The 12,635-nt window shown below is 61.2% G+C and carries 11 protein-coding genes; 5 read left to right on the top strand and 6 right to left on the bottom strand.

Features of this window, described 5'->3' with window-relative positions; all coding sequences use genetic code 11:
* The first annotated feature begins 42 nt into the window (after positions 1-42).
* Together glnE and MHM84_RS17355 are read left to right on the top strand one after the other, a co-directional pair.
* On the top strand, positions 43-3,072 hold the full coding sequence (gene glnE / locus MHM84_RS17360) for a bifunctional [glutamate--ammonia ligase]-adenylyl-L-tyrosine phosphorylase/[glutamate--ammonia-ligase] adenylyltransferase (RefSeq protein ID WP_239267597.1): 3,030 nt from the start codon (positions 43-45) through the stop codon (positions 3,070-3,072).
* 221 nt (positions 3,073-3,293) lie between these two features.
* Complete coding sequence (locus MHM84_RS17355; RefSeq protein ID WP_343218299.1) at positions 3,294-3,995, top strand: hypothetical protein; 702 nt, start codon at positions 3,294-3,296, stop codon at positions 3,993-3,995.
* Positions 3,996-4,018: 23 nt separating this feature from the next.
* On the opposite strand, the gene MHM84_RS17350 is transcribed toward MHM84_RS17355, so the two are convergent.
* From MHM84_RS17350 to MHM84_RS17335, 4 genes are all read right to left on the bottom strand, one after another.
* Positions 4,019-4,687 carry an HAD family hydrolase gene (locus MHM84_RS17350; protein WP_239267595.1) on the bottom strand — a complete coding sequence of 223 codons (669 nt, stop codon included), beginning with the start codon at positions 4,685-4,687 and terminating at the stop codon, positions 4,019-4,021.
* Between the two features lie 51 nt (positions 4,688-4,738).
* Positions 4,739-6,241, bottom strand: a complete 1,503-nt coding sequence (locus tag MHM84_RS17345) for a tripartite tricarboxylate transporter permease (protein WP_239267594.1) — start codon at positions 6,239-6,241, stop codon at positions 4,739-4,741.
* Between the two features lie 12 nt (positions 6,242-6,253).
* The gene (locus MHM84_RS17340; protein WP_239267593.1) at positions 6,254-6,730 is read right to left on the bottom strand and encodes a tripartite tricarboxylate transporter TctB family protein; all 477 of its coding nucleotides are present in this window, start codon (positions 6,728-6,730) and stop codon (positions 6,254-6,256) included.
* Between the two features lie 63 nt (positions 6,731-6,793).
* Positions 6,794-7,795, bottom strand: a complete 1,002-nt coding sequence (locus MHM84_RS17335; RefSeq protein WP_239267592.1) for a tripartite tricarboxylate transporter substrate binding protein — start codon at positions 7,793-7,795, stop codon at positions 6,794-6,796.
* Positions 7,796-8,176: 381 nt separating this feature from the next.
* On the opposite strand from MHM84_RS17335, the gene MHM84_RS17330 reads away from it, so the two are divergent.
* From MHM84_RS17330 to aroQ, 3 genes are read left to right on the top strand one after another with little or no spacing between them, the layout of a single operon-like run.
* Positions 8,177-10,036: a sugar phosphate isomerase/epimerase and 4-hydroxyphenylpyruvate domain-containing protein gene (locus MHM84_RS17330; protein ID WP_239267591.1), complete on the top strand. Its 1,860-nt coding sequence runs from the start codon at positions 8,177-8,179 to the stop codon at positions 10,034-10,036.
* 12 nt (positions 10,037-10,048) lie between these two features.
* On the top strand, positions 10,049-10,915 hold the full coding sequence (locus MHM84_RS17325) for a shikimate dehydrogenase (RefSeq protein ID WP_239267590.1): 867 nt from the start codon (positions 10,049-10,051) through the stop codon (positions 10,913-10,915).
* Positions 10,912-11,343 carry a type II 3-dehydroquinate dehydratase gene (aroQ, locus tag MHM84_RS17320; protein ID WP_239267589.1) on the top strand — a complete coding sequence of 144 codons (432 nt, stop codon included), beginning with the start codon at positions 10,912-10,914 and terminating at the stop codon, positions 11,341-11,343. The genes MHM84_RS17325 and aroQ overlap by 4 nt, the downstream gene beginning before the upstream one ends.
* A 54-nt stretch (positions 11,344-11,397) precedes the next feature.
* Here the strand turns inward: aroQ and MHM84_RS17315 are convergent, their stop codons facing one another.
* Positions 11,398-12,447, bottom strand: coding sequence for a TRAP transporter substrate-binding protein (locus MHM84_RS17315; protein WP_239267588.1), 1,050 nt, complete (start codon positions 12,445-12,447; stop codon positions 11,398-11,400).
* 68 nt (positions 12,448-12,515) lie between these two features.
* The coding region (locus tag MHM84_RS17310; protein WP_239267973.1) for an aldehyde dehydrogenase family protein at positions 12,516-12,635 on the bottom strand (120 nt) is incomplete at its 5' end.

The following is a 12,635-nucleotide window of genomic DNA, read 5'->3' as shown; positions in this document are numbered from 1 at the left end:
CGCTATGCTGAGGGGCATTCGATCACTCAGCACGAGATGCCCATGGCCCTTCCCGATTCCTTTCTGCCGGCGACGGATATTCCCACCTCGCTTCACGACACGTTGCGCAGGGTGGAGCAACGCCTGCGCGAGTCGTTGAGTCAGGCCGATAATCTGGCGGAAATGCGCCGGGTAGAGCCGCCCAGTGAGGCCTGGCTCGCTCTATCAACGGCACATCGCGAGCAGCTGGCCCATGTGATGGTGGTGTCCGAGTTCGCTGCCGAGACCTTGATGCGGTTTCCGGACTGGCTGGCGATGCTCGACGAGGGTGGCGAACTGGACGCTGCGCCCGACGTCGAGACGATGCGCCAGATGCTTGCTGATGCGCTGGAAAGCGCCGGGGACGAGGCGCAGATGCACGCTGCCGTGCGCCGCTTCCGCCGGGCACGCATGCTGGGCATCGTGTGGCGCGACCTGACCCGGCCGAACGGCCTGTCCATGTGGGACACCGCAGCCAGCGTATCGCGCCTGGCCGAGGTCTGCCTCGATGGCGCGCTGGGCTGGCTGGAGGCACACTTCGCGCCGCGCTGGGGACGTCCCGCGCCGCGCGCGGACGGCAGCGAGCAGCGCCTGATCGTGCTGGGCATGGGCAAGCTGGGCGCCGGCGAACTCAACCTGTCGTCCGACATCGACCTGATCTTCGGGTTTCCCGAGAAGGGCACCACCCAGGGTGGCAAGCGCGAATACGACCATCAGGAGTACTTCACCCGGCTCGGCCAGAAGCTGATCGCCGCGCTGGATGCAGTGACTGCCGACGGTTTTGCGTTCCGCGTCGATATGCGCCTGCGCCCGCTGGGCGATGGCGGGCCGCTGGTGGGCAACTTCGGCATGTTGACGAGCTACTACCAGGACCAGGGTCGCGAGTGGGAGCGTTACGCCATGCTCAAGGCCCGGCCGGTGGCCGGCGATATCGAGGCGGGCCGCGAACTGCTGGCCAGCCTGCGCCCGTTCGTCTATCGCAAGTATCTGGACTTCGGCGCCATCGAATCGCTGCGCGAGATGAAGGCGCTGATCAACCGCGAGGTGCGCCGCAAGGGCATCGCCGGCAATATCAAGCTCGGTCCCGGCGGCATCCGTGAGGTCGAGTTCGTCGTCCAGGCCTTCCAGTTGATCCGTGGCGGGCGCGATACCGAACTGCAAGTCACGTCGCTGAAGACGGCCATGCAGCGATTGCCGCAGCTCGGCCTGCTGCCGCAACAGGTCATCGACGAGCTCGAACCCGACTATGTCTTCCTGCGCGATCTGGAGCATGCCCTGCAGGCCATGGAAGATCGCCAGACCCAGACGCTGCCCGAGGACGACATCGATCGGGAGCGCCTGGCGTTGGCGATGAGCCGTCCGGGACAGCAATGGTACGACGACTGGCCGGCCCTGGTGGCCTCGCTCGAGGAGGTGCGCGAGCGGATACGTCGGCATTTCGACGCGGTGATCGCCGACCCGGAGGAAACCTCCGAGGCGCCAGAGTCGACTGCCGAAGCCACCGAAGAGGACGAGATACCCCTCGACGAGTGGCGTGCGCTGTGGCGTGGCGAGCTGACCGAGGCAGAGGATCGCGACCTGCTCGAGAGCGCCGGTTTCGGCGATCCGGACGTGGCGGCGCGCCGGCTGCGCACGCTGCGTCAATCTCGAGCGGTGCAGAGCATGCAGCGCATCGGCTTCGAGCGTCTGGACGCACTCATGCCGCTGCTGTTGTCCGCCGTGGCGGAGAGCGAGGTGCCCGACACCGTGCTCGAACGCGTCCTCCCGCTCATCGAAGGGGTGCTGAGGCGAACAGCCTACCTGGCGCTGCTGCGCGAGAACCCCGAAGCCCTGGGGCATCTGATGACCTTGTGCGCCGCCAGTCCCTGGATCGCCGATCAGATCGCCCGGCATCCGATCCTGCTCGACGAGCTGCTCACGCCCGCGACGCTCTACACGCCGGCCGACAAGACGCGGCTGGCCGACGAGCTGCGCCAGTCGTTGGCGCGCATTCCCGAGGAGGACGAGGAAGCCCAGCTCGAGGCGTTGCGTATCTTCAAGCACGCCCAGGTACTGCACGTCGCGGCCTCCGACATTGCCGGCGCCCGGGCGCTGATGAAGGTCAGCGACTACCTGACCTATATCGCCGAGGTCGTGCTGGAGCAGGTACTGGTCATGGCCTGGCGCCACCTGACGCGCAAGCATGGCCTACCCATGGCGAAGGATGGCTCACGGTCTAGCGAGCCCAACTTCCTGATCGTCGGCTACGGCAAGCTGGGGGGCATCGAGCTCGGTTACGGTTCGGATCTCGATCTGGTGTTCCTGCATGACGGCGCGCCGCAGGGCAGCACCGACGGCAAGCGCGCCATCGACAATGCGGTCTTCTTCACTCGCCTGGGCCAGCGCATCATTCACCTGCTGACCGCCGTGACGCCGTCCGGGGCGCTCTACGAGGTCGACATGCGCCTGCGTCCCTCGGGCAATTCGGGATTGCTGGTCGCCTCGCTGGACGCATTCGCCGACTACCAGCGTCGCGAGGCGTGGACCTGGGAGCACCAGGCGCTGGTACGCGCCCGGGTCGTCGCCGGCAATCGCAGCCTGGGTGAGCGCTTCGCCGAGATCCGCCGCGAGACCCTGGGGCGTGAGCGGGACGTCGAGGCGCTACGTAGCGAAGTGGTCAAGATGCGCCGCAAGATGCGCGAGCATCTGGGCAGCAGCCAGAGCGACCGTGAAGAGGGGCTGTTCGATCTCAAGCAGGATGCCGGCGGTATGATCGACATCGAATTCCTGTGCCAGTATGCCGTGCTGGCCATGAGCGCCGAGACGCCGGCACTGATGGAGTACAGCGACAACATGCGCATTCTCGAGACCCTGGAGACCAGCGGCCGGCTTACCGCCGGCGATGCCGCGCGTTTGCGCGATGCCTACCTGACCTATCGGCACGTATCGCACCGCAATGCGCTGGCCAAAGCCACTGCTCGGGTAAGAGACGATGACTACCATGATCACCGCAAGACCGTGACCGCCCTGTGGCAGCGCTGGCTGGAGCCCGATGCAGCGGGCGGGACGAGCTGATACGCAGAGCGGCGTATGACGGACGCCATCCGAAAGGGTGGCGCTTTTTTGATCTATGCTTGATTCAGGATAATGCCGAAGCGTGCATGACGGGCCATGGTTACGCTCCATCCCGGTACATGCGGCATCGCATGACGGCAGGAAGCTGTAAGCCGGATCGAGTCGGCCGAGAGACAGGGAAGTCTATGTTTGATTGGATATCGCAGCATTCGAAAGTGCTGATGTTTTTTACCAACGTTGGCACGCTGCTCATCTGGCTGGTGTATGCCCAGTTGCTCTATCTGGGCTTCCGGCGTCAGCGTCGCCCGCGCCTGATCATCAACCGCGGCAAGAAGAAAGACATCGATGCACTGTGCATCATCAGCAACATGAGTGCCGAGTCGATCTTCATCGAGTACATCATCGCCGAGCTTAAGACCTCGAAAGGCACCATCACCATGGACGTGACCGACTTCGAGCAGGATTACAGCGAGGATGACGACCCGGGTAACGGCAGCGATGGGCAACGGCGGACCCTGACGCAGGGGAATGTCAGCGATAATACGCGTCAGGGGCCGCTCGATTCCGGTGGCTTCCTGCACATCGGCACGTTCGATGGCTTGATCAAGCGCCTGGCCCGCGAGGGAGACATCGAGATGGCCGGCCATCGTCCCAAGAGCGCAGATTTGCAGTTCGAGTGCCTGACCATCCGCATTATCGGCGTCTATGGATCGGAGGATATGCCGGTAGGTTCCGAGCGTAGCTTCGACCTGATCGACAATGAACACTATTGCACCTTGACCCCGGTGACCTGGGATACCCGGCGTCTGGCCTCGATCCGCCAGCGCCGCAAGTTGCGCAGGATGGTCGCCGAGCTCAACAGCAAGAATTTCACATCTTCCTCGTCGATACGCCGGGCCAGTAGCGAGGCGGATTCGGCATGAAGGACGCCTGCTCGCTACCGGTATTACCCCAGCTTTTCCAGGGCAGCATTCAGCCCATGTAGGTCCGGTGTGGTTAGTACATTGCCCGGAAACGGTGAGTGTGCGGCATCTGTATCGATGATGCCCAGGAAATGCGTGCCGTTGGAGCGTGCGGCGCGATAGTCATTATAGGAGTCGCCTATCATCACGGTGCGTTCGGGACGGTAGCCGTGGCGTGTGATCAGGTTGAGCAGACCGTTGACCTTGTCGGGTGGGGCGCCAATGACATCCTCGAATAGTGCATCGTAACCGCGCTGGGCGATGATACGCCGCAGCTCTGCCTGCGGGGTAGCTGACAGCAGGTAGCAGGGCAGGACGTCATGCCAGCGTCGTAGGAAGTCGATCGCACCGGGGATGGTAGGTGCCTCGGCGACCCTGGCTTCGACGCGCTCGGCGAAGGCGCTAGACAACTCGCGTATGCGTGTCTCCGAGATGGGCCGACCGAGGATATGGGCTTCGATATGATGGAATTTGACGTCCCGGGGCTGGCCGCCGCCGCGGGCCAGATAGGCCAGAATGGCGTTGCGAGAAGGCTCGGGTTCGTCGACATAGAAATCGGCAAAGACCTGCCGCTTTAGGCTTGCCGAGTCGAGTATCACGCCGTCACAGTCGAAGACCAGGGCATCGAAGCGGCTATCCCAGGATGACCTCATCCAAGTACTCCAACAGAAAAGCATGCCCGGGGTATTGGCCCGGGCAGGTCGTCACGAGGCGTTCTTGCTGCCCCGTATCATCCGCTTCAGCGGGAAGTTGCTCAACAGCAACAGGACGATGGCAATGGTGAGCACGATCGACAGCGGATTGGTGATCAGCTCGGTCAAGAACGCCGGCAGGCTGTCACCCACCGAGGCCATGGCCTGACGGTAGGAATTATCCATCAGCGGGCCAAGAATCACGCCGAGAATGATCGGGCCCATCTGGAAGCCGAATATCTTCAGGAAATAGCCGGCAATACCGAAGCCGAGCATCCAGTAGACCTCGGTCATGCTGTTATTCAACGAGTAGCTACCCACCACACACAGCACCAGAATCAGCGGGATCAGGATCGCCTTGGGTAGTTCGACCACCTTGGCGAACAGCTTGATGCCCATCAACCCGAAGATCAGTAGGAAGATATTGGCAAGTACCAATGCCCCTACCACGAACCAGAAGATATGCGGCGTAGTTACCATCAGCATCGGGCCGGGATTGAGGCCATGAATGACCAGGGCGCCAATCATTACCGCGGTCACGGCGTCGCCGGGCATGCCCAGCGTCAGCATGGGCACGAAGGCACCACCGACGGCGGCGTTGTTGGCGCTCTCCGGGGCAACCAGGCCTTCATAGGCACCCTTGCCGAACGGCTTGGAGGGATTCTTGACCGAGCGCTTGGCGTGGTCATAGGCAAACAGCGAGGCAATATCGCCACCGGTACCGGGCAGCGCACCGACGATGACACCGATGATCGAGGTGCGAATCGACAGCGGCAAAAATTTCAGCACCAAATTCAGCGACGGAATGATTTTCTCGACGTTCTGACGTACCGGTTTGACGTTGAGTTGATGCAATTGGAAGAACGCTTCGGCGACACCGAACAGACCGATCATCACCACCACATAGTGGATACCGCCCAACAGTTGCATGCTGCCCATGGTGAAGCGGCCCTCGGCGGTGACCGGGTCCATGCCCACCAGACCGATGACGGCGCCCAGCGAAGCCGCGAAGATGCCGCGTGACAGCGATTCCGCTGCCAGACTACCCACCAGCAGCAGACCGAGCACGGCAATCAGGAAGTAATCGCGCGGCGCAAACTGCAATGCGAATTCCGATAGCACCGGCGCGGTGCTGGCCAGCACCAGAACGCCGAGCAGGCCGCCGATGACTGACATGACGGTGCTCAGGCCAATGGCCTGCCCGGCCTCACCCTGCTGGGCCAGCGGATAGCCGTCGAACGACGTGGCCACTGCCGAAGGGGCACCGGGGATATTGAGCAGGATGGCTGTGCGCGAGCCGCCGTAGACGCCACCGCAGAACACGCCGACCATCAGTGCCAAGGCGTCGTTGACGTCCCAGGCGAACGTGAAGGAAATCAGGATCGATACCGCCATCGTCACCGAGAGACCGGGGATGGCGCCGATATAGATGCCTGCAAAGGTCCCGACTGCCGTCAGAGTCAACAGCGACAGGTCGGTCCACGACATTAGGAAATAGGCAAGCGAGTCAGCCATGGGAAGACCTCGTCAGGGTAGGTAGACCTGGAACAGCAGTTTGAACAGGGCGTAGATGATGGCGATCGCAACGGCGGCAATGATGGCCGAAGACACGAAGCGGCCATGGCGCAGGTAAACCATCGATACGAACAGGAAAAGCAAGGTGGCGATGACGAAGCCGAGCGGTTCGAGCAAGAGCAGGTAACCGATGGCCATTGCAGAGAAGACGACGATGGGCAGCGGAAAGTGTAACTGCAGGAACTGCCGGGCTTCGTCCAGGGCACCCTTGGTGTCCGGCTTGGGCTTGCGAAACTGGCCGGCGATGATCACGATCATCGAGGCGATCAGAATAAGGCCCAAACCAACGGGAAAGGCGCCGGGGGAGCTGATCGACTCGAAGCCCGGTCCAGAAATCCGGTATGCCTCGTAAAGTACCCCCAGGCTGAACAGCAGCAGCAAGATATTGAAAACGCGCTCGCCTGGCTGGAGTTTGGTGTGTTTGGACATGGGAATCTCCATGTAGAAACGGCGGAAGGGGCATGCCTCTTCCGCCGTTTCTACGCGCTAATGTTACGGCTTGGGAATACCGACTTCCTCGGGAGACACCTTGGCGGAACCGGCCTTTTCCAGCGCCCAGGCGGTGACGGACTGCCAACGATTCAGGAACTGTTCTGCTTCTTCACCCTGAAGGTTGAGCGACTGGGCACCGTTCTCGGATAGGAACTGCTGGAACTGCTCATTGGCGACACCTTGCTCGTAGGCATCGGACAATGTCTTCACGATGTCATTGGGCGTATCTTCACGCACGGCAACTGCCCAGAACGGACCCCACGGCAGGTAGGACTCGATCTGCGGTAGAGACTCGGTAATCGGCGGTACGTCCGGCAATTCCTCGATGGATTCCTTGGTCAGGATAGCCAAGCCCTTGAGACGACCAGACGCGATGTGTTCCTGTGCGGCTGCCAGGCTCAGCGGCATGAAGTCGATATGTCCACCCAGCATCGCAGTAATGCCGGGGCCATCACCACCGAAGGTGACATTACGCACGTCCAGCTCGTCGACGGAATTGATCATTGCCAGCACGGTGCTGGGCAGGCCGCCGGCGCCGGTGCCACCCATGCGCAGGGTGCCCGGGTTGGCCTGCGCCTCATCAAGCAAGTCACCGAAGTTGGCCCACTCCTTGTCGGCCGGCGCGGCGATGACGACCAAGCCCTGGCCGATCACGTTGATCGGCGTCATGTCATCGTAGGTGAAGTCGGCCAGGCCCATGATCGGGTAAAGCTGAGGGTTTTCGGCCCCGTAGAGGACGGTGTAACCGTTGGCCGGCTTGGTGAGCACGGTGTTCATGCCGATGACGCCGGTGCCACCGGGGCGGTTGGTCAGCACGATGCTGGTGCCCAGCGCTTCCTCGACGTGTGGCGTCAGGCTGCGTGCCACGTTATCGGTGGCGCCGCCGGCGCCCCACTGGATGATGCCTTCGATATTGCGTTCCGGATAGTCAGCGAAGGCAGAGGCAGCTAAGGCCAGCGTGCCAGTCGAAACGACCAAGGTCGCTAGAATGTTCTTCATCATGGCAGGTGTCCTCCGAGGATCTGATTATTTTGATGCAGTAATGCGGCTTTTGAATGCGCTTGTTCGCCAACCGAATGCTCGTCCTTACTGCGAACAAAACTAGAGTCGACACAGGATGGTGTCAATGTACTTTCCGCATGGTTACGACTAATGTAGAACGCAGTTTCACAAAAGCGCGTCATATCGCTATATGCTTGTAGCCTTGGCTACTTTACCACCCCCTAAAATCGGCCGAGAGGCTTTCTGTAGCGGTAGGCCTGCTTGACAATAGGTCCAGAAAAACGTCCATAATGCGAACTAAAGGACGCTATGCGAACATTGCCGGCAGTCGTGACTAACCTTGGTTATGGCGTCACTTCCCCCGGCCATCAGGAGACTGTCATGCGAGCCATTGCCACCGTATGCCTGAGCGGTGACCTGCGAAGCAAGCTGGAAGCTGTTGCACGTGCCGGTTACGACGGCGTCGAAATCTTCGAGAATGACCTGCTGTCGTTCGACGGGACCCCCTCTGAATTGCGTACCCTGTGCGAACGCCTGGGATTGAAGATCGTGGCGTTCCAACCCTTTCGCGACTTCGAGGGCATGCCGGAACCCCAGCGGACCCGTAACTTCGAGCGTGCCGAGCGCAAGTTCGATCTGATGGAAGAGCTGGGCACGGACTTCCTGCTGGTCTGCAGTAACGTGTCGCCACAGTGCATCGACGATCTGGATCGGGTCGCCGCTGACCTGCGCGAGCTAGCCGAGCGGGCCGCCAGGCGCGGCTTGCGCATTGGGTTCGAGGCATTGGCCTGGGGGCGGCACATCAGTGACTATCGCGATGCCTGGGAGGCGGTCAAGCGCGCCGACCATCCGGCACTGGGGGTGGTACTGGACAGCTTCCACATCTTGTCGCGTGGACTCGAACTCGACACCATGGCGAGTATTCCCGCCGACAAGATTGCCTTCGTGCAGATCGCCGATGCACCATTGATGGACATGGACGTGTTGCAGTGGAGTCGCCATTTCCGCTGTTTCCCTGGCCAGGGCCGTCTGCCGCTGCGTGAATTCATGCAGGCGTTGGTCAAGACCGGCTATGAAGGGCCGCTATCGCTGGAAATCTTCAATGACGCCTTCCGTGCCGCACCAACCGAGGCCACTGCCCTGGATGGCCTGCGCTCGCTGATCTGGCTGGAGCAACTCGCCGAGGGAGCAGCCTGGTCACTGGCGGAGCCGCCTGCCTCCGCCTACTCGGGCATTCATTTCATCGAGTTCACCCTGGACGAGGAAAGTGCCGCACCACTTGGCGAATTCCTGTCCGCACTGGGCTTCCGGCATATCGGGCGGCATCGCTCCAAGAATGTCGAGCTGTGGCGCCAAGGTGACATTCATCTGGTTCTCAACTTCGAAACCGATAGTTTTGCGCACACTTTCCGTCTGCTGCATGGCACCTCGGTCTGTGCCGTAGGATTCCGGGTAGGTGACCTCGACGCAGCCATGGCGCGGGCCAAGCTCTACAAGGCACCGGTATTCCATGGCCCGGTGGGCGAGGGCGAGATGGAAATTCCCGCCCTGCGCGGTATCGAAGGCAGCCTGGTCTATCTGGTCAACGATGCGCAGGCTCGCGACGTGCAGTGGAAAACCGACTTCATGCTATTCGAGGATGGTGACGTCGACGACGCCGGGCTACTCAATGTCGACCACCTGTCCTACGTGCTGCCGCCGACCCAATTGCTCGGCTGGCTGCTGTTCCATCGCACCGTATTCGGCTTCGATGCCGGTAGTGAACATGAAATTGCCGACCCGCGCGGCATGGTGGTCAGCCAGGCGGCTATCAGCCCCGACAGTTCGATTCGCATTCCGTTGACCGTCTCCTCCGCCCGGGACACCCTGCCGGGGCGTTTCCTGTCCGAGCATCAGGGAGGCGTACAGCAGATTGCCTTTGCCACCGGGCAAATTTTCGACACCATCGACGCCATGCGCGCCCGTGGCCTGCCGATGCTGCGAATTCCTGCCAATTACTACGACGACCTGGCGGCACGCTTCGACCTGGATGACGACCTGCTCGAGGCCATGCGGTCTCGCAACATCCTCTACGATCGCAACGATGATGGGGAATTTTTCCACGCCTATACCGAGACCTTCATGGGGCGCTTCTTCTTCGAAGTGGTCGAGCGGCGTGGCAACTATACGCAGTTCGGCGCCGTCAACGCGCCGATCCGCCTGGCAGCCCAGGCTAGCCAGAAGCGACCGGTTTCACGATAAGGAGAAATGCCAATGCGACTCGGCCTGATCGGCAAGGCAATCATGAATTCCAGCTCGCCGGACCTGCACAGGCGGCTTGGCGAACTGACCGGGATTCCAGCCACCTATGACCTGTTCGATGCCAACGAGATGCCCATCGAATCGCTGGAAAGCCAGGTCAGCAAGGTCATGGCCGAAGGCTACCGGGGTGTCAATGTCACCTATCCCTACAAGGAAGCCGCCGTTCATCTTGCGGATCGTGCATCGGAAGGCGCCCGCCTGGTCGGTTCGGCCAACACGCTGGTCTTCTCAGACGGGCAGATCCAGGCCGAGAACACCGATTTCAGCGGGTTCATCAGCGGCTATCGGGCTACCTTGGGCGAGCGTCCTCCCGGACGTGTGCTGCTAATCGGTACCGGGGGGGTGGGCAAGGCCGTTGCTTTCGGGCTGGGCAAGCTCGGTGCCGAGGAGGTCATCCTGATGGATCTCGACGAGAGCAAGTCCGCCAACTTGGCCAACGAGCTGAACCAGGCCGGCTTTCCAGCCTCGACGATAGCGCCGGGCAGCCTGGCCGATACTGCCCGGCGCTGCGATGGTCTGGTCAACTGTACGCCGATCGGCCACGAAAAGAGCCCGGGCTGTCCGCTGCCCAAGGACCTCATCGAGGCGAAACACTGGATCTTCGATGCCGTCTACGTGCCTGCGGTCACTGAATTCATCATGGCGGCCCGCAAAGCCGGCGCCCAGGTGATGAGTGGCGTCAGCCTGTTCGTGTTTCAGGGCGTGGATGCTTTCAAGTTCTTCTGCGAGGATGGCGAGACGCGTAAGCTCGCCGACGAACAGGCCGAGACCCTGTTCGCCCACTACAAACAGAAGCTGCTGAAGGAGCAATGTCAATGAGTTCGCACAAGGTGCTCGTCCTGCACGGACCCAACCTCAACCTGCTCGGCGAACGCCAGCCGGAAATCTACGGTTACGAGACATTGGACGACATCAATAACCGCCTTTACGAGAAGGCGGCGATCAATGGATGGGATATCAAGTGCCTGCAGAGCAACCATGAAGGCGAACTGATCGATGCCATCCATGCCGCACGGCGTGACGGCACCGGGCTGATCGTGATCAACCCGGCAGCTTACACTCACACGTCGGTAGCGATCCTCGATGCCCTGAATGCCTTCGAGGGCAAGGTGATCGAGGTGCACCTTTCCAACATTCACAAGCGCGAGAGCTTCCGCCACCATTCGTACGTCTCGCTGCGCGCCGATGCCGTGATTGCCGGCTTGGGCAGCAAGGGTTATTCGTTGGCGCTCGACACGCTGGACTGAACGGGAAAAGCGAGTAGGTAAGGCCCCTCGTGATCGAGAGGGGCCGGAGAGAGGTTACTGAGTCTGACGGGTGTATTTTTCGACCAGCGCTGTCGCATCGTCATACAGTTGCTGACCGTCCAGGCCGCGCTCGCTCATATTGCCAATCCACTCTTGAATCGTATCGTCGGCCGCCGATTTCCATGCAGCCTGAGCATCTGCAGCGATATAGATCATCTTGCTGTCATCGCGAGACGCCACCTTATCGATGGCGGCCTGCTCTGCCTGGTCCATGACCTGGCCGATGCGCTGAGCTTCCTGAAGCCCCGAATTGTCATCGATCACTTTCTGAAGCTCGGGCGATAGCCGGTCGTAGGAGTCCTGATCCATGGCCAGCACCATCATGGCGGTATACAGCCCATGATCTCCCTCGAAGAAGGTATGGTTTTTCGCCATGTCGAGCACGCCCAGGGCATCGGCGCTTTCGAACGGCAGCGTCAGTCCGTCGATGACGCCCCGGGAAACCGCTTCGGGAATCTGGGGAAAGGGCATACCGACGACCCGCGCACCCAGGTTGGCGAAGAAGCGGTTCATGGCTTTCGAGGGGGCCCTGAGTGTGCGGCCCTCGACATCGTCGGCATCTTCTATCGTGACATCCTTGGTATGGATTTTACCGGGCGTGTGCGCAAAGACGGCGATCGGATAGACGCCTTCGAGCGACTTCTGCATGTGCTGCGTGGCGTATTCGTGAGCGGCCATGCTGGTCGCTTCGCCAGTGGTGGGGATGAAAGGAAGATCGAAGGCCTCCGATTCGGGGAAGCGATTAGGCGTATAACTGAGCAGGGTCCAGATGATATCGACGACTCCATCCTTGGCCTGATCGTAAAGCGATGGCGCGGACCCTCCCAGTTGCATGGCGGGGAATATCTCGACCTGAATGACCCCGTTGGATTGCTCTTCGATCCGCTCGGCCCAAGGCTCCAGGTATTGAACCTGGACCGGTGTTGTCGGTGCCGCAAAATGATGTAGACGAAGCGTGACGGTGTCTTGTGCCAGTGCGGTCGTCGCCAGGGACATGCCGCTGGCGAAGAACAGGCTGGTCAGGAGGGTTTTTCTTATCGTCATTGTATTTCTCCAGATAGGTGAGTGAGTGCTGGCGCGATATACCTTGGCTCGGCGCTTGAATGGACCGCTCAAATGGGATAGTGGCGCGGGCCGAGCTGCAGGGTCATCCAGCGCAATTCGGTGAACTCCTCGATCCCCGCCTTGCCGCCGAAGCGCCCGTAACCGCTGGCCTTGACCCCGCCGAACGG

The organism is Halomonas sp. McH1-25 (assembly GCF_022348165.1).
In the GTDB taxonomy this organism is placed as follows: Bacteria; Pseudomonadota; Gammaproteobacteria; order Pseudomonadales; family Halomonadaceae; genus Modicisalibacter.
The sequence above is the reverse complement of the archived record's forward strand: the minus strand, read 5'-3'. Positions and strand labels throughout refer to the sequence as shown.